The 18051-nt window shown below is 61.5% G+C and carries 18 protein-coding genes; 5 read left to right on the plus strand and 13 right to left on the minus strand.

The genetic code is table 11. The features are described from left to right. Together recA and CE_RS09240 are read right to left on the minus strand one after the other, a co-directional pair. Entirely contained in the window at window positions 1-1161 is a 1161-nt protein-coding gene (recA, locus tag CE_RS09235; RefSeq protein ID WP_011075641.1) for a recombinase RecA, read from the minus strand. 245 nt (window positions 1162-1406) lie between these two features. Next, complete coding sequence (locus CE_RS09240; RefSeq protein WP_006767849.1) at window positions 1407-1622, minus strand: DUF3046 domain-containing protein; 216 nt, start codon at window positions 1620-1622, stop codon at window positions 1407-1409. A gap of 97 nt (window positions 1623-1719) precedes the next feature. Between CE_RS09240 and CE_RS09245 the strand changes: the two genes are divergently transcribed. The 3 genes from CE_RS09245 (at window position 1720) to CE_RS09255 (ending at window position 3774) form a co-directional block, all read left to right on the plus strand. Further along, the gene (locus tag CE_RS09245) at window positions 1720-2337 is read left to right on the plus strand and encodes a biotin transporter BioY (protein WP_081447224.1); all 618 of its coding nucleotides are present in this window, start codon (window positions 1720-1722) and stop codon (window positions 2335-2337) included. Between the two features lie 134 nt (window positions 2338-2471). Then, window positions 2472-3161: an energy-coupling factor ABC transporter ATP-binding protein gene (locus CE_RS09250; protein WP_006767851.1), complete on the plus strand. Its 690-nt coding sequence runs from the start codon at window positions 2472-2474 to the stop codon at window positions 3159-3161. A gap of 1 nt (window position 3162) precedes the next feature. Continuing rightward, window positions 3163-3774 (plus strand): energy-coupling factor transporter transmembrane component T family protein, encoded by a 612-nt coding sequence (locus CE_RS09255; RefSeq protein ID WP_006767852.1) that lies wholly within the window; start codon window positions 3163-3165, stop codon window positions 3772-3774. Window positions 3775-3884: 110 nt separating this feature from the next. Here the strand turns inward: CE_RS09255 and CE_RS09260 are convergent, their stop codons facing one another. The 4 genes from CE_RS09260 to pgsA all read right to left on the minus strand — a co-directional run bounded on the left by CE_RS09260 (window position 3885) and on the right by pgsA (window position 6477). Next, window positions 3885-4721, minus strand: a complete 837-nt coding sequence (locus CE_RS09260) for a PspA/IM30 family protein (protein ID WP_006767853.1) — start codon at window positions 4719-4721, stop codon at window positions 3885-3887. A 184-nt stretch (window positions 4722-4905) separates the two neighbouring features. Next, window positions 4906-5229 (minus strand): helix-turn-helix domain-containing protein, encoded by a 324-nt coding sequence (locus CE_RS09265; protein ID WP_006767854.1) that lies wholly within the window; start codon window positions 5227-5229, stop codon window positions 4906-4908. Window positions 5230-5286: 57 nt separating this feature from the next. Next, a complete protein-coding gene (locus tag CE_RS09270) occupies window positions 5287-5841 on the minus strand; it encodes a CinA family protein (RefSeq protein ID WP_006767855.1) in 555 nt (184 codons plus the stop codon). A 12-nt stretch (window positions 5842-5853) separates the two neighbouring features. Continuing rightward, entirely contained in the window at window positions 5854-6477 is a 624-nt protein-coding gene (pgsA, locus tag CE_RS09275) for a CDP-diacylglycerol--glycerol-3-phosphate 3-phosphatidyltransferase (RefSeq protein WP_011075645.1), read from the minus strand. An 88-nt stretch (window positions 6478-6565) separates the two neighbouring features. On the opposite strand from pgsA, the gene CE_RS09280 reads away from it, so the two are divergent. Continuing rightward, a complete protein-coding gene (locus tag CE_RS09280; RefSeq protein ID WP_006767857.1) occupies window positions 6566-6859 on the plus strand; it encodes a YciI family protein in 294 nt (97 codons plus the stop codon). 122 nt (window positions 6860-6981) lie between these two features. Here the strand turns inward: CE_RS09280 and CE_RS09285 are convergent, their stop codons facing one another. The 7 genes from CE_RS09285 to dapB form a co-directional block, all read right to left on the minus strand. Next, window positions 6982-8139, minus strand: coding sequence for a TerC family protein (locus CE_RS09285; RefSeq protein ID WP_006767858.1), 1158 nt, complete (start codon window positions 8137-8139; stop codon window positions 6982-6984). A gap of 356 nt (window positions 8140-8495) precedes the next feature. Next, window positions 8496-11594, minus strand: a complete 3099-nt coding sequence (locus tag CE_RS09290) for an FtsK/SpoIIIE family DNA translocase (RefSeq protein WP_231295015.1) — start codon at window positions 11592-11594, stop codon at window positions 8496-8498. A gap of 90 nt (window positions 11595-11684) precedes the next feature. Beyond that, the gene (locus tag CE_RS09295; RefSeq protein ID WP_006767860.1) at window positions 11685-12320 is read right to left on the minus strand and encodes a TIGR03085 family metal-binding protein; all 636 of its coding nucleotides are present in this window, start codon (window positions 12318-12320) and stop codon (window positions 11685-11687) included. Between the two features lie 63 nt (window positions 12321-12383). Further along, window positions 12384-14486 (minus strand): ribonuclease J, encoded by a 2103-nt coding sequence (locus CE_RS09300; protein ID WP_011075647.1) that lies wholly within the window; start codon window positions 14484-14486, stop codon window positions 12384-12386. Between the two features lie 2 nt (window positions 14487-14488). Next, entirely contained in the window at window positions 14489-15394 is a 906-nt protein-coding gene (dapA, locus tag CE_RS09305) for a 4-hydroxy-tetrahydrodipicolinate synthase (RefSeq protein ID WP_006767862.1), read from the minus strand. A gap of 164 nt (window positions 15395-15558) precedes the next feature. Next, a complete protein-coding gene (gene thyX, locus CE_RS09310; protein WP_006767863.1) occupies window positions 15559-16311 on the minus strand; it encodes an FAD-dependent thymidylate synthase in 753 nt (250 codons plus the stop codon). 59 nt (window positions 16312-16370) lie between these two features. Then, entirely contained in the window at window positions 16371-17117 is a 747-nt protein-coding gene (gene dapB, locus CE_RS09315; RefSeq protein ID WP_006767864.1) for a 4-hydroxy-tetrahydrodipicolinate reductase, read from the minus strand. 180 nt (window positions 17118-17297) lie between these two features. Between dapB and CE_RS15650 the strand changes: the two genes are divergently transcribed. Beyond that, a complete protein-coding gene (locus CE_RS15650) occupies window positions 17298-17990 on the plus strand; it encodes an AMIN-like domain-containing (lipo)protein (RefSeq protein WP_011075649.1) in 693 nt (230 codons plus the stop codon). Window positions 17991-18051 lie beyond the last annotated feature (61 nt).

Raw genomic sequence — 18051 nt, forward strand, 5'->3', positions numbered from 1 at the left:
CTAGTTCTCGGTGGTGACCTCGGTGAAGGTCCCTGCCGGGGCGGTGGAGGCGTCGAAGTCATCATCCTCGTCGTCGAAATCAACATTCGGAATGAGCTCAACCGGGTCATCGGTCAGTTCATCGGCCGTCTGGGCGAACTTCCCGACACCGAGTTTGCGGAAGATCTTCTCCTCGATTTCGTCGGCGAGCTCCGGGGTCTCCTTGAGGAACAGGCGTGCCTTCTCCTTACCCTGACCCAGCTGGTCACCCTCATAGGTAAACCACGATCCGGACTTCTTCACAATGCCGTTATCAACCGCCAGGTCGATGATCGAGGATTCACGGGAGATGCCCTCCCCGTAGATGATGTCGAACTCGGCGATCTTGAACGGTGGTGACACCTTGTTCTTGACGATCTTGGCGCGGGTGCGGTTACCGATGGCATCCTGACCGTCCTTGAGGGTCTGAATGCGACGGACATCAATGCGGACGGAGGCGTAGAACTTCAGTGCCTTACCACCCGTGGTGGTCTCCGGGGAACCGAACATCACGCCGATCTTCTCACGCAGCTGGTTGATGAAGATCGCGGTGGTACCGGAGTTGTACAACGCGCCGGTCATCTTACGCAGGGCCTGGGACATCAGGCGCGCCTGCAGGCCGACGTGGCTGTCACCCATCTCGCCCTCGATCTCGGCCTTCGGGGTCAGGGCCGCCACAGAGTCGATGACGAGGATATCGATGGCACCGGAGCGCACAAGCATATCGGCAATCTCAAGAGCCTGCTCACCGGTATCCGGCTGGGATACCAGCAGCGCATCGGTGTCCACACCGAGTTTGCGGGCGTAATCCGGATCCAATGCATGCTCAGCATCGATGAACGCGGCGATACCGCCGGCTTTCTGCGCCTGCGCGATGGCGTGCAGCGCCACGGTGGTCTTACCGGAGGATTCCGGACCATAGACCTCGACGATGCGGCCACGGGGGAAACCTCCGATGCCCAGGGCGATATCAAGTGCGGTGTTGCCGGAGGAGATCACCTGGATCGGTGGACGGTTTTCATCACCCAGACGCATGACAGCGCCCTTACCGAAGTCCTTCTCAATGAGAGCGAGGGCCGCGTCGAGCGCCTTCTGGCGATCATCACCCTTGGGGGCCGCCTTGGTGGTCTTTTTCGTAGCCATTATCGTGTCCTGTCCGTTGAGGTCTTGAAGGTGGTGGAATCCCACCGCCGATGTTGTGGAGGAGGGATGTTGAGGGGATCCAGTGTAGTTAGACCCCGCAAACCGGGATTAGGATCCCTATCCGCACCAAGATTGTCTGTCTGTGGAGAAAGTCTAAGACATACCCCGGATCCGAATATCTATCTTCCACACCTTACACGCACAACTGTTCGAAATCGAATTTTCGAACCCCTTTCCGGAAACGGTCAGGAACGGGGGTCGTCGCGCCCCAGACGACGCTCCTCGGGGACATCAAAGTCAGTGCAGAGCTGGATCCATACATCCCTGAGGTCCACACCGGATTCCACGGCCTCATCAGCGGTCATCCCGAAGCTTGAGAGGGTGTGGGAATGGGCTATCCACTCCCCCCTCACCTCTCCGAATTCATCTTCGATCAACTGCCGGAACTCCGATAAACGCATGGTGCCGATCTTACAGGCACCGCATCCGCCCCCGGTTTAACACCGTTCAAAATCCCCCGCTTGCGTGTTGAACGGTGTTCAGTTATATACTATGTCCATGCACACTGACACCTCGCCGGCGCCGGCCCGGCCCGAGCAGTCCTCTCGTGGATCCAGCAGGAACCGTCTCCAGGATCTTGCCCTCATCGCGGTTTTCGCGGCATTGATCATCGTCCTGGCCTTCGTTCAGATCCCCGTGGGCACCGCGGGTGTGCCGATCGTTCTGCAGAACGCCGCGGTCGTGCTGGCTGGCCTGGTCCTCGGCCCCCGACGTGGTTTCCTCGCTGTCCTACTCTTCCTGGCTCTGGGCATGATCGGGTTGCCGGTGCTCGCAGGTGGCCGCACCACGATCGCAGCCCTCGCCGGAATCACCGTCGGTTATATCGTCGGATATCTCATCTCGGCGTTCATCACCGGGCTCATCGCCTACCGCGCACCGCGCAAGCGGGGTATCGGGATGTTCGCGGTCTTCGGGCTTGCAGCCCTGGCGGGTCTTGCCACGCAGTACCTGTCCGGAATTGTCGGCATGGTGCTGCGCGGCGGTCTCAGCTTCGCCGAGGCCACTCTTGCACAGGTCCCCTTCATCCTCCCGGACCTGGGCAAATTCGCCCTCATGGTGGCCATCGCAGCAGGCGTCCATGCAGCCATTCCGGATCTGCGGCGTCGCGGGCACTGACACGCATCACGCAGCAGCACCCAGCAAATCCCGAAACCACCCCTCCAGTACGAGAGGGGTTGGTTTCTTTCCATTTATACGTCGCGCCCAGGGCAGATGTCCCCGGGAGGCTCTGACCCATAGAATTGATAACCATGCCCGAGATCATCTTCGACTCCGCGGCGGTGTCCTACGAAGGCACGCCAGTACTCGAACCACTGTCCCTCACCCTGCGCGAACAGCGCATCGGTGTCATCGGGGCCAATGGTGGTGGTAAATCCACGCTCATCAGGATGATCAACGGACTGGGTGAGCCCAGTTCGGGGCGCGTCCTCGTCGATGGCCTGGATGTTGCGGCCAATGGCCGGCTCATCAGGAAGAAGGTGGGTTTCGTCTTCTCCGACGCCGAGAATCAGATCGTGATGCCCACTGTTAGGGAGGACATCGCCTTTTCCCTGCGTCGCCACAAGATGCCACGGGCGGAGAAGCATCGCCGGGTTGAGGAGATGATGGACCGCTTCCATCTCACGGCTCATGCCGACCAGTCACCGCACACCCTCTCCGGTGGGCAGAAACAGCTGCTCGCGTTGGCCGCTGTTCTCATCATCGAACCGGAGGTGGTCATTGCGGATGAGCCCACCACCCTGCTGGATCTCCGCAATCGCATCCTGATCAGGGAGGTGTTCAGATCGCTTCCACAGCAGTTGATTGTGGTCAGTCACGATCTCGACTTTCTCTCGGATTTCGACCGGGTGATCTGCATCGATGATCATCGCGTGGTCGCCGATGGTCCCCCCACCGATGTGATCCCCCACTATGTCAGTCTGATGATGGAGTCGGTCTGAGATGCGTTCAATTCCGCTGGGTGTCTATGTCGACACCGACTCACCGGTCCACCGGCTGCCCGCCATCTGGAAATTCCCGCTGTTACTGGTCTTCATCATCAGTGGCCCCCTGGTGGCGCGGACCCCACTGGTTGCGGTGGGGTTGGTCGTCCTCGTCCTCGTCGTGTACATCATCGCGCGGATCCCGGCGCGCACCGCATGGAACCAGTGGTGGCCGGTGCTGCCCGTGTTACTCGTCCTGGGTGTCTTCCAGTGGTGGCAGCGTGGTCTTGATCTGGCGGTGACCACGGTGGCCGTGATCTTTTCGGCGGTCATGGCCGCGATGCTGCTCACACTCACCACCAGGCTTGAGGCACTCATGGACGCCGTGGAGAAGATGCTGCGGCCCTGGGCACGCTTCGGCCTTCCGGTGGAGACCATCACGCTTGCGATCTCACTGACAATCCGTCTCATCCCGCTCCAGCTCGCCACCGTCACCGAGGTGCTGGATGCCCGCAAGGCCCGGGGAGCGGGTTTCTCCGTGGTGGCCTTCGGCACCCCGGTATTGATACGTTCGATCCGCAGGGCACGCAATATCGGCGATGCCCTGCATGCCCGGGGGGCGGGAGACTAACTACCGGCGGGGCGTATCAGCCGTCGTAAAGCACCGTTGCCCACCGTGACACAGCTATGGCCCCGGTGCCCTCCCAACCAGGAGGGCACCGGGACCATAGCTTCAGTGCTCTAAGCCTCGCCGCGCAGCTCACGCATGCGCTGCGCCACCGCATCATCGGTGACATTGGAGGAGGTATTTCCGGATTCGATGGAGCCCTGCTGCTGTCCACCGGTCAGCTGGCCACCGCCGGCCATCTCCGCACGGATCTGCTCGAGGCGGGAATGACCGGCGAGCTGGATACCTGCCTGTTCCACCTCGGCCATACGGCCTTCGACGGAGTTCTGGGCGAGTTCCGCCTGGCCGAGTGCGTTGGCATAACGACGCTCGATCTTCTCCCGGACCTGATCCAGGTTCGGGGTGCTGCCGGAGGCGGTCAGGGAGTTCATGGACTTCAGGGACTCGGAGACCTTCTCCTGCATCTTGGCCTGCTCCAGCTGGCTGAGCAGCTTGGTACGCTCTGCCACCTTCTGCTGCAGTGCCATGGAGTTACGCTCAACAGCCTTCTTGGCCTGATCCGCCTGCTGCAGGGCCTGGTCGTGGAGCTGCTTGGTGTCCTCGACGCTCTGTTCGGCGGTCACCAGCTGCGCCGCGAAGGCTTCCGCGGCGTTTTCATACTCGGTAGCCTTCTGTACATCCCCCTCGGCGCGGGCCTTATCGGCCAGCTGAAGCGCCTGACGGGTGTTGCTCTGCAGCTTCTCGATCTCAGCGAGTCGACGGTTTAGCTGCATCTCCAGCTGACGCTGGTTGCCGATCACCGCGGCCGCCTGCTGGGACAGCTCCTGGTGCTGACGCTGAGCATCTTCAATGGCCTGCTGGATCTGTACCTTCGGGTCTGCGTTCTCCTCAATCTTGGAGTCGAACAGAGCCATCAGGTACTTCCATGCCTTTGTAAATGGGTTAGCCATGATGAAGTCGAGCCTTCCTAAATCTCTTTAACAGATATTATCGCTGTCTACATTTCTAGCATGCGGCACCGGGCCCGACAGCTGTCCTATGTACACTTTGCCACCATAGTAGCTGCATGGAGTCCCGTGCGCGGAGCCACGGTGTCTCTGCCCCCGGGGTTATTCTCAGGGCGCCAGTCAGATCCTAGACGCGTGCCAGGTCTTCCCTCGCCGCCTGCAGTGCCATGGAACCAGCGGCTTCGATCAGCACATCGGCAACACTCGCGCCCAGCGCATGACAGACAGAGGCGAGAAGCTCCGAGGAGACCTCCTTGCGGCCACGCTCAAGTTCGGACAGGTATCCGGGGGAAACACGGGATGCCTCCGCCAGTTCACGCAGGGTGATTCCCTTGTCAGCACGGAAGGAACGAAGGGCTGCGCCGAGGGCCTCACGAAGTAGCGGTTCCGGTGCGGTCCGCTTGGTTGCCTCGGTAAGTGGTTTATCGAGAAGGGCTGTGTAAGTAACCATCACTAGGTTTAACTCTCTTTCCCTCGAATTTGTTCCCAGTTTACCTCGGGACCTGAGTCAGCGGGACTCAAAGGTGCCGGTTAGACGGTCGATCAGAATCTCAAAGCACCGGTGAACGGCAGTTTCCCTGATTCTCTGCCGACCCTCCAGCGGTGAACGACGGGCGAGTTCAGCCAAGCGTACCTGCTCCCGCGAACTGAACGCCGCGATGGATTCAACACGCCCCCCGGGGCCGGCCAGACCGATCCACACCTCACCGACAGGATGACCGTCCTGACTGTCGGGACCGGCGACCCCGGTCAGCGACAGCGCCCAGTCCGATGAACAACGATCCCGGGCACCGGTTGCCATCGCCGCGGCGCACTCGGGTGAGACCACCCCGCGCTTGTCGACGACCTCCCGTGGCACCCCAGCCAGTTCGATCTTCAATTCCGTGGCATAGGTGACAAGACCTCCCCGCAGCACCGTCGACGCACCCGGCACACCCGCGAAGGTTGCGGCGGCCAGTCCGGCGGTGAGGGATTCACAGAAGGACAGGGTCTGACCTGCACCGGTGAGCAACTCAAGCAACAACCTGGCCGGGGGCACCGGGGTGGCTGACGGGGCTGACATGACTGATACGTCCTAGCTTGAGGACTTCCGGGAATCCACAATGTACTGGATTCCGGTGAACACCGTGACCGCCACCGCGGCGTACATGACGACCTGGCTCGGGATATCCATCCACCCGGGTAGAGGCGCGAGGTAGAGCGCGACAGCCAGGGTCTGCAGGGCAGTCTTCATCTTGCCACCCTTGCTCGCCGGCACCACGGTGCCCCGACGCAGCTGGAAGAAACGCCAGATGGTGATCCCGAATTCCCTGATGACGATGAGGGCGGTGGCCCACCACGGGAGGATGCCAATGATGTTGAAACAGACGAAGGCCGTGGTCATCAGGGCCTTGTCCGCGATTGGGTCCGCGATCTTACCGAAGTCGGTGACCAGGCCCCGGGCACGCGCGATATCACCGTCCAGCTTGTCGGTGATCATCAACAACACGAAGACCACCAGAGCCCACCAGGCATGGGCGTTGTTCTCTGCCTGCCCCTCCAGTGTCAGCCAGGCGAACAACGGAATCACGATGATGCGCAGACTGGTCAGGAAATTGGGCAGATTCCAATTCGATGGTTTCGGGGACACCCCATCGGAAACCGCGGCGCCCGGCCGACCTTCTGGTGCGCCCATTGCGCCTGCTGAAACATCACTCACGGTTGTCTACCCTACCCTCCGCCGCAGTTTCGACAATCTCAGACCACCCGAAGCCGTACCGGTGGCTGGTTGCCTACAATAAGTACCCATGACCTACTTCGCAGTAACCTACACCTACAGCCCGGACAGCGAGGAGATCGTCAATCTGCGCCCGGTGCACCGTGAATTCATCGGTTCCCTGAAGGACAAGGGCCAGATCGTCGGCTCCGGCCCCTTCACCGACGGCGAGGGCGGCGCACTGATCGTCATCGAATTGGAGGATGGCTCCACCATCGCCGATGCCGAACAGATCATGAACCGGGATCCGTTCCATACCGGGGGTGCCCTGGATGGTCGCACAATCCGCCAGTGGAACCCCGTCATCAGCACATTCGGCAGATAGCAACCCCGACCAACGTTCCAGCTGGAAAATACAAGAGGGCGTCTGCTCCCCAATGAGGGGAGCAGACGCCCTTGCCAATCCTGGACGGCTACTTTCTCAGCCAGGATCCCGGGACTGTAGAACTAGGACTTGTCGTTCTTTTCTCCGGAGAGATCAGCACGGGTGGAGGTGCCGGTCCTGGTCCCGGTGGAGGTCTCACCGCCGGTGGAGTAATCATCGCCGTTCTCGCCGGTCGGCCAGGTATCACCGAGGTACTTGGCGGTGTTCCACTTCGGTGGCACACCACCCATGTTCTCGTCGCGCTTGTTCTTGATGATGGAGGCGACGACGGTGATCACCAGGACACCCATGATGAACACCAGGGAGAAGGTGGTCGCCACCTCAGGCACGGCAACGTTCTCACCGCCGTTGATGAACGGCAGGTTGTTCTCGTGGAGAGCGTGCAGACCCAGCTTGACGCCGATGAAGGCCAGGATGAGTCCCAGACCGTAGGGCAGGTAGACCAGGCGATCGAGCAGGCCGTCAAGTAGGAAGTACATCTGTCGCAGGCCCAACAGCGCGAAGGCGTTGGTGGTGAAGACGATGTATGGCTCGGTGGTAATACCGTAGATCGCCGGGATCGAGTCCAGGGCGAACATCAGGTCAACCATGCCGATGGAGACGATCGCCACGAACAGCGGGGTCAGACTGAGTTTGCCGCCGACGCGGTGGGTGAGCTTGTCACCGTGGTACCCGGAGGTGACCGGAATGACCTTGCGCAGCATCTTGATGATGAGCATGTCGTTCGGGTCGGTGTCCGGGGTCTCCCGGATCTCGTCCCACAGCAGCTTAACCGCGGTGTAGATCAACCAGATGGAGAAGATGTAGAAGACATCGGACCAGGCCTCGATGACTGCGGCACCCAGGAGGATGAACACCAGGCGGAAGATCAGCGCCATGGCGATACCGATGAGCAGCACCTTCTGCTGGTACTTCCTCGGGATCTTGAAGGAGCTCATGATCAGGGCGAAGATGAACAGGTTATCCACGCTGAGAGCCTTCTCGGTGACATAACCGGTGAAGAACTCAATACCGTGCTGGTGCGGGTTGCCTGGCTCCCCCCAGGTGAACCAGAGGAACACACCGAATACACAGGCCAGCGCCACGTAGAACAGACTCCACCACGCTGATTCCTTCATGCTCGGTTCATGCGGGGTGCGCACGTGGGAGTAGAAGTCAAAGATGAAGAAGCCCAGGATCACCGCACCGGTGATCAACCACACTGTCAGATTTACTTCCATAGAAAAAGAACCTCCGGTTCTTGATTGTCGTTTAAGAACCGGAGGTCTCCCCCACCCGCGTTTCCGGTGGGCCGACATGACCGGGAATCATCCATCCGGCCACTACAGGTGAACCAGATGTTGATTGCCGTGTTGACGATCAATGCCGTGAACGGGGTACTCCCCTCCATTACGAAAGGAAACTATAACCTAATCCTTTCCTGACCGCCAGCCTCCACGCTGGCGAAATCCTAGCAAAATACTTCTGGTTATCCCCGTTTCAAAAATTCAAGGGGCTGAAAACCACACATAGCGGTGGTTTTCAGCCCCATTTCATTCCGGTTACGGTGCGCAGTACACCGGTCAGAGCGGCCCGGTCAGAACACCCCACCGGCAGGGTTGGCGCGGACAACGGTGGTCCCGTCCGAACTGGAGGAGTCATCACTTCCGTCCCCGGGTCCCTCGCCCACCGGCTCGGCATAACCGTCATCACCCCACTGTTCCTCCTTAGGGGCATCGGCGGGGTCAGCGCCCTTGAGCATCCACAGGATGGTGTCGAGTTCCTCAGGCTTGACCAGCACCTCACGGGCCTTGGATCCCTCGGAGGGGCCAACCACCCCGCGGGTCTCCATCAGGTCCATGAGGCGACCGGCCTTGGCGAAGCCGATGCGGAGTTTACGCTGCAGCATGGAGGTGGAACCGATCTGGGAGGTGACCACCAGCTCCACGGCCTCGAGCAGGTCATCGAGATCATCACCGATGTCGGCGTCGATCTTCTTGGAGTCCCCACCCTTGTCCTCGGTGACACCGTCGGTGTAGTCGGGTTCGGCCTGGACCTTCGCCGCCTCGACAACCGCCTGGATCTCCTCGTCGGTGACGAAGGCACCCTGGATGCGCTGCGGCTTGCCGGCACCCTGCGGGATGAACAGTGCATCGCCCATACCGATGAGTTTCTCGGCACCGCCCTGGTCGAGGATGACGCGGGAGTCGGTCAGTGAGGAGGTCGCGAACGCCAGTCTGGACGGCACATTGGTCTTGATCAGTCCGGTGACCACGTCAACGGATGGACGCTGGGTGGCCAGCACCAGGTGGATTCCGGCGGCACGTGCCTTCTGGGTGATGCGCACGATCGATTCCTCGATCTCCTTCGGCGCGGTCATCATGAGATCGGCGAGCTCGTCGACCACACAGATGATGTACGGGTAGGCACGGTACTCACGCTTGGACCCCAGTGGGGTCTCGATCTCCCCGGACTTGATCTTGCGGTTGAAGTCCTTGATGTGGCGCACACGGGTCTGCTTCATGTCCATGTAACGCTGTTCCATCTCCTCCACGAGCCACTGCAGTGCCGCGGCGGCCTTCTTCGGCTGGGTGATGATCGGGGTGATCAGGTGCGGGATGCCCTCGTAGGGGGTCAGCTCCACCATCTTCGGGTCAACGAGGATCAGGCGCACCTCCTCTGGGGTCGCACGGGTCAGCAGGGACACCAGCAGGGAGTTGACGAAGGCGGATTTACCCGAACCGGTGGATCCCGCCACGAGCAGGTGGGGCATCTTCTGCACGGAGTAGGACACGAAGTCGCCCTCGATGTCCTTGCCCAGGCCGACCAGCATCGGATCGAGGTTGTCCACGGTGGCCGGCGCGTTGAGCACATCACCGAGGCGGACCATCTCACGGTCGGCGTTGGGTACCTCGATACCCACGGCGGATTTACCGGGGATCGGGGTCAGCAGGCGGACGTTCTCGGTGGCCACCGCGTAGGCGATGTTGGACTGCAGGTTGGTGATCTTGGAGACCTTGACGCCGGGTCCCAGCTCAATCTCATAACGGGTGACCGTGGGGCCACGGGAAAAGCCCGTCACCGCGGCGTCGACATTGAACTCCCGGAAGACATCGGTGATCGCCTCGATGATGCGGTCATTGGTTTCAGAATGTGTCTTGGCCGGGGCCCCCGGGATCAGGAGATCCGCGCTCGGCAGCACATAGGTGCTGTCGCCGTCGCTGACCACCACCCCGGGATTGTCCTCGGGTTCCTCCTTTGGTGGGCCCTGTGGATCCATGCCGGATCGTTGAATCATGGCCTGGCGTAGATTCTCCCGCGATGCCGCCACGGCATCCCTGGCGGAGTCCTTCGCCGGGGCCGGAGCTTCGGCCGCCGGTGTCTCCGGGGCCTTGACCGCAGGAAACTCATCGGTTTCGCTCACCGACGGTTTACGGCGTTCCGGTTCGGGGAACAGGGCGGGCTCGATGCTTGTCGACGCCTCCGTCTGCTTCCTCTCGCGGGATCCGGTGGGCGCGACGCTGGGCGGGGGTCCCGGCGGGGTGCCGGGCTCATCCGCCGGGTACCTGTCCAACGACGCCGCGGCACGACGGGGTGTCGAGGAGGTGGTCCGCCGGGGTGTGACACGGGTGGGGCGGGGCTCAGCTGCTGGCAGCGCCCGTCCGGAGGCCCTGGTCTCGATCTCCCGGTCCACGTGACCGTAGAGATCGTCACCCTCCTCGTCATCATCCTCCGCGCCGGCGCCGAAACCGAAGAATCCGGTGACGAAACCACCGAATTCACGAATGGTGATGCCTGTGGTCTTCAGTGCCCCGTAGAACAGAATGAGAAAGAGGATCGGTACGGCCAGATAGACGCTGAACCCCAGTTCCAGTGGAGTTCCCACCCAGGCACCGATGGCCCCACCGGCATTTTTCCTCCCTGCCCATTCCGCAGGGTTGCCGGCGAACAGATGGATCAGGCCCAGCATGCAGAGCAGGATGATGCTGCCACCGATCCCGACCCGGGTGCGGGACTGCGGATCGGGGGTGTAGTTCAGCATGAGCGCCACCGCGGCAGCGATGAGCGCGACCGGGAGTACCCACGCGCCGGCACCGATGGTCAGGTGGACTATATCGGCGATGAAGGTGCCCACGGGCCCACCGACACCCAGCCAGACTGCGGCGCCGAGAACTATCGCGATGCCGACCAGGGTGAGAGCAATGCCGTCGGCGTGTTCATCCATGAATGTCCCGGCACGTCCCCAGGATGAGGTGCGGGGCGGGGAATCCGTCCCGTCCTCCTCATACACATCCTCAGTGCTCGCCCTGGTGCTCCTTCTGGTGGTCGCACGAGCCTTGGGCTTCGTAGAGATCTCCTCCTCAAAATCATCGAAATCATCAAAGTCGTCGGCATCATCACCCCGGCCACGGGCCAGATCACCGAGGGACCGGGTCATCTTCCCCAGGCCGTTCGCCGTGGCGGAGAACAGGCTGCCGATGCCGGTGCCCACAGCACGAAATGCGCTGCCGGTCCTCTCGTCAGAGGTCTCGGCAGCGCGACGAGCGGTCATCGAGGTCGTGAGGGCTGTGGTGTCCGCCCTGTCCGTTCTCTGGGCTGGCTTACTTCTCCGGGTCGTCGTGGTGGTCTTCGGCCCCGTCGACTTTCCCGATGAGCGTGAGCTGCCCCGCTTGGGTGCGCCGTTTCTGACAGTCATGGCCCTAAGAGTAGTCGCACCAACCACACGTATCACAGCTGCACCACACCCTCGTCGGCGAAAATCTGCGAATCCCCGTCTCAGCCATGGTTACAGATTGAGACGTTCCACCGAGGAATCATCACCGGAGATGTCCAGGTTGACCACGTCCCTGCCGAAGATCCACATGAGGATCTCCCCCACCCCACCGGAGATCCGGACCACGGCCTCCCCATCGGGTGACACCCCCGGTTTGTCATTGACTACTAGCCGACTGAATCCATCAGGATCGATGATCACAGGTCGATCAGATTTGATCGCACGCCCGGCAGTCAGTTTGATCGCACGGTAGAGATACTGGCGGTGTTCAGGCGCCAGTTCGCGCTCGTCCACCGGATCACCCGGCTCCAGATGACCACGCACTACATCTTCATGGTGGACAAAGTGTTCCACCCCATTGGCCACCGGGTCAAGGATCTTCCATGGACTCAGCCCGCGGGGCCCCTCGGCCCATTTCCGGACGATTTCCTCATAGGGTCGCTCCAGGGCCTTCTCGGTTTCCGCGCCGACGGCATCACCGTCACCCGGCAGCATGGATTTCAACTGCGCGAGGGACTTATTCTCCCGAATCCACAGGTGTACCGCGAGGTCCCTGGTCGTCCAGTCCCCGCAGAGGGTAGGCGCATCAGGGCCCTTATCGAGGAGAGTCTGTGCAAGAGCCGAACGTTCGCTGCTGGAAAAAGTCATGACCCCAGCCTAGGTGCTTTTGAGACACCAGGCTGAGGTCATATCGTTATTTTAGACAGTAGATCAGAGGGATTCGCGTGAGGCGAGGACATCACTGTCATCGACGACCACGTTATCCGAGGTCATCGGGATGACAGTCGGCATGATGACCGGCTGGCGCTTCCACTTCTGCTCCACGAAACGCGAGAGCCTGCGACGCATCTGCTGGACCATGCGGTAGGGATCGTTCTCCCCCTCGGCAGCCAGGTCATTCATGGTGGTCTCGGCGAGCTCAGCGACCTCGGGCATCATGGCCTTGGAATCCTCGGAGAAACCGGTGGTCTCCACCTTCGGACGCTCCAGCAGACGACCGGTGCGGTTATCGATGACACATGTGATCGAGATCAGTCCACCTTCCCCGAGGGAGGTACGGTCGGCGAGGATGTCAGCATCGATGTCACCCATGGTGACACCGTCGACGTAAAGGTTACCGACTGGAATCTGACCGACCACGCGGGCCTGACCATTGACCAGATCCACGACAACACCGTTCTGCGCCAACACGACATTCTCGCGCTGGACACCGGTGGAGATGGCCAGTTCCTTGTTGGCCCGCAGGTGGCGCCACTCACCGTGGACCGGCATGGCGTTCTTCGGACGCGCTGCGTTGTACAGGAAGAGCAGCTCACCGGAGTAACCGTGGCCGGAGGTGTGCACCTTGGCATCACGTCCGGTGATCACGGTGGCACCGATCTGAGCCAGCATGTTGATCACACCGAAAACCGCTTCCTCATTACCCGGGACGAGCGAGGAGGACAGGATGATCAGGTCTCCGTCACGGACGGTGATCTGACGGTGTTCACGACGTGCCATACGCGACAGCGCCGCCATCGGCTCACCCTGGGTACCGGTGGTGATGAGCATGACCTTGTGCGGCGCCATGCGGGAGGCGTCATCCATGGAGATGATCGTTCCGCGGGGTGCCTTGAGGTAGCCCATCTTCTCCGCGATCTCCATGTTGCGGATCATGGACCGGCCGTTGAAGGCGACCTTGCGGTTCGCGGCGACCGCGGCGTCGACAGCCGCCTGGACACGGTAGACGTTGGAGGCGAAGGAGGCGAGGATAACCCGCTGCTTGGCCTCACTGACCAGCCGCTTCAGCGTCGGGGCGATCTCCGCCTCGGAACCGGACACGCCCGGGGTGGTGGCGTTCGTGGAATCGCAGAGCATGAGATCGACACCCTCGTCACCGAAGCGGGACAGTGCCGGCAGGTCGGTGGGACGACCATCGGTCGGGGTCTGATCCAGTTTGATGTCACCGGTGTGGATGACCAGACCGGCAGGGGTCTTGATGGCCAGGCCCAGGCAGTCCGGGATGGAGTGGTTGACAGCCCAGAAACGGATATTGAATGGTCCGCGGTTCTCGTTGGACTGCTCGTTCACCTCGATGAGCTTCGGGCGCAGACGGTGCTCCTTGCACTTCGCGGCGATGAGCGCCAGCGTGAAGCGGGAACCGATTATCGGGATGTCGTGGCGCAGCTTGAGCAGCCACGGGATGGCACCGATGTGGTCTTCATGGCCGTGGGTGACCACGAGCGCCTCGACGCGGTTGAGGTGGTTTTCAATCGGACCGAAGTCAGGCAGGATCAGGTCGACGCCGGGTTCACCGGAGGAGGGGAACAGCACACCACAGTCAACGATGAGCAGGCGGTTGTTGTACTCGAACACGGTCATGTTGCGACCGATTTCGGAGATGCCGCCCAGCGCATAGATGCGCAGGCCGTTGGCGGGTGCCTTCGGGGGTTCAGGCAGTCGCTGCGTCAGGTCAGCGCCCTGCATGGACTTGACCACGTTACGGCGACCACCCTGGTTGCGCTGACCACGGCCACCCTGGTTGCCGCGGTTACCCTGACCATCCTGGCTCTGGCTACCACCGCGGCGGCTGCGACCACCCCGGCTGTTGGAGGAGGAACGGCCACGTCCGGAGTTGTTACCACCCTTGTTCGACGAGTCGGACCCGGTGGATTCCCGGTTCTCGTTCCCGGTGGTCTTGTCCTTCTGGGTGGTCTGGCTGTTTGATGCTTCAGGAGCCTGGAAGACAGGCGTTTCCACAACAGCATCCTGGCCAGCCTCCGGTGGGCCCGCCTTGCGGGTGACCTTCCGGGGGCGGTTTCGGGATTCATTCATATTTATAGAACTCCAGCTTTTTTCATATCTGCACGGAGATCCTCAAGTTCCTGCTCATTGGGAGCGACAATCGGAAGGCGGGGATCTCCTACGTTGATGCCCTGCAGACGCAGGGCGGCTTTTGCCATGCTGACACCACCCAGGCGACCCTGGGCCGCGACCAGCGGGGATAGTGTGGCGTTGATTTCCCGCGCACGGGCGAGGTCGCCTTCCTCGAAGCTTGTGTACAGCTCACGCAGAGCATTGGGGGCGGCATGTCCGATGACGGAGATGAAGCCTGACCCTCCCAGGGCAAGCCACACGAGATTGAGCGGGTCGTCACCCGAGTACCAGGCGAGACCGGTCTCCTCAATCAGCGGTGCAGCTGCAACGACATCACCCTTCGCATCTTTCATCGCGAGGATCGTGGGTAATTCGCTGAGACGTCTGATGGTATCAGACTCAATGGGAATACCTGAACGTCCCGGAATATCGTAGAGACAGATCGGCAGGTCGGTGGCCTGTGCGATCTCCGTGAAATGGCGGACCAGTCCCTCCTGACTCGGCTTGGAGTAGTAGGGTGTGACCACCAGAAGGCCGTCTGCGCCAACCTCGGCGAAGGCCTCAGCGAGCTCAACAGATGAACGTGTGTTGTTAGTGCCGGCACCCGCGATGAGCTTGGCACGGTCACCAACTTCCTCGCGGACGGCCTTGAGCAGGGTAAGTTTCTCAGCGGTGGTGACGGTCGGGGATTCGCCGGTGGTTCCGGCCAGGATCAGGGCATCCACCCCGTTGTCCACCAGGTGTGCCGCGATCTCGCGGCCCGCGGCGACATCAAGGTCGCCGGATTCAGTGAACGGGGTGACCATGGCCACTCCGACCGTACCGAAATGCTCAACTCCGGTCTTCGCTGTTAAACCTGTGCTCATGGACACCAAGGTTACCTTCTTCTCTTAGGTCGGGGTTCACCAACCCCGTAATTTCTGTACTGTTTGCAAAATACCGTCCCCCACGGACAACCGGGGGCACTCCCCAACTCCGGCCGGGCTGCGTTACCTGGAATGATACCCGCCCGTCGCGGAGGAACGGGGATCTAGAAATCGGTCACATAGGGGCTGGTGGCCATCTGTGTACCGTCGGCAAGCGTTTCCACCTGGAAATCCCCGAACACGGTCGGGGCCTGCTGCTTCAGTTTCTCCAGGCAGGCCACAGCCACCGCGCGGATCTCCACGTCGGCGTGCTCGCTGGCGCGCATACCCAGGAAATGACGCCAGGACCGGAAATTCCCGGTGACCACGATGCGTGACTCGGTGGCATTCGGCAAAACCGCGCGGGCGGCCTGCCGTGCCTGTTTCTTGCGCAGCAGCGCATTGGGTTCACCCTCGAGTTTCTCCTCAAGGGCGTTGAGCAGCTCGTTGTAGACGAACCGGTTGTCATCCATGGCGCGGAGGAACAGGGAACGCAGCTGCGGGTCTTCGTTGATGAGCTCCGGGATGATGACCTCCTGCTCCCCCTCGTGCACGAAGCGCTGGGAGAGCTGGGAGAAGGAGAAATGGCGGTGCCGCACGAGCTCGTGGGTGGCGGAGCGGGAGATCCCCCGGATGTACATCGTCGCACTGGCATGCTCCAGCAGTGCGGTGTGACCGACCTCCATGATGTGCCGGAGGTAGGCCGCATTGGTGGCGGTCCGGGGGTTGGGCTTGTCGAAGGTCTCATAGCAGGCCCTGCCCGCGAATTCAACGAGCGCCTCCGCCCCGTGTGCATCCGTGTCCCACGCCACGGACGCGGGTGGGGTGAACGATGAGCAGGCGATGAGCTCAACTGACAGTTCGACCGGTTCGGTCACGCTTGTTCGGCTCCTTAAATTCTCGGGAAAATCCAGTGTGCGGTGATGGGCGGACCGGTCTAGAGGTCCAGGTAGTGTTCCAGACCGACGGTCAGGCCCGGGTGCTGGGCGATGTTGCGGATGCCCACCAGCACACCGGGTGCGAAGGAGTTGCGATCGTAGGAGTCCTGCTTGATGGTCAGGGTCTGTCCCTGGGTGCCGAAGATGACGGCCTCGTGGGCGACCATGCCACTCATGCGCACGGCGTGAACGGGGATGCCGTCGACATCAGCACCACGGGAACCGTCCAGGGCCTGTTCCGTGGCGTCCGGCTGTGCAGCCATGCCGGCTTCACGACGCGCCTCGGCAATGCCCTGGGCGGTGTGGATGGCGGTACCGGAGGGTGCATCCAGCTTGTTCGGGTGGTGAAGCTCGATGACCTCGGCGGATTCGAAGAAACGGGCGGCCTGCCGCGCGAAAACCATGGTTAGCACGGCTGAGATGGCGAAATTGGGGGCGATGAGCACACCGACACCCTCATTCGATGCACACCAGGAACGGACCTGCGCCAGGCGGTCCTCATCAAAACCGGTGGTTCCCACGACGGCGGAGATGCCGTTGTTGATGCAGAATTCAAGGTTGCCCATGACCGCATTCGGTGTGGTGAAATCCACCACCACCTCGGCACCGCTGTCCACCAGCAGGGAGAGATCATCATCGTGATCGACCTCCGCCACCAGTTCGAGATCATCGGTGTCATTCACCGCAGCGACGATGGTCTGACCCACGCGCCCCTTCGCACCCAGGACGCCAACCTTGATTGCCATGAAAACTCCTTCTCGTTGTGTGGTTGATCCCCACCAGTCTAGACGGATGGCCCAAACACCCCGGCGTGCGCCACGGCATCCGGCCATGACGGTGAACCCACTGCCGTGTCCAGCTAACAATTCCCCAACAGTTGAGACCTAACCCTTCTTACCGACGGATAAAAAGCATAAGGTTAGGTTATGAATGCAAAAACCATAACCCTTGCACTGTTCACCACCGCCCTGCTGGCCGGCGTGGCCGGCTGCAACGGTGATGGTGGCTCAACCGGGCCCACGACGATCACCACCACGGCTCCCACCAGCACTGTGGCGGCCCCCTCGCCGACCACTCCATCCGATACCCCGTCGATGACGACGACCACCAGCGTGGTGACGGCATCACAGACGCCGGGGACGAGCGTCGATAAGCCCGACCCGACCACACCTGCCACCCAACCGCTGGGAAATCCGGACATGGAACGAAAGATCCGGTACCCAGAGGGTGCCTACGACCTGTCTGTCACCAATGTGCGCATGGCAGAACATGACACCTTCACCCGCGTGGTCTTCGACTTCGGCGGTACCGGCATGCCCGGTTGGTGGACAAACTACACCGCCCAGCCGACACAACAGGCCTCCGGCCTCCCCGTTGAGGTAGGCGGGGACTCCTTCCTCGAGATCAGTCTCGACGGCATCGCCCTCCCACCGGAGGCCGCGGTCCCCGGGGTCGAGTTCGGTTCCTTCGGTGGTGCCGGCATCGTCGACGAGGTTGTCCTCACCACCATCTTCGAGGCCCGTGCCCAGTTCTTCATCGGCATGTCGGGACCACCCCGCAACTACTCCGTCACGCTGTTGCAGGAACCGACCCGTGTGGTGGTGGACCTCATGCACTGACGCAGCTGACGCCCCCTGGTACAAGCGGGTGACAACACAACAACGACGGCCCCACCGGGAA

The sequence above is a fragment of the Corynebacterium efficiens YS-314 genome, from assembly GCF_000011305.1.
Classification (GTDB): Bacteria; Actinomycetota; Actinomycetes; order Mycobacteriales; family Mycobacteriaceae; genus Corynebacterium; species Corynebacterium efficiens.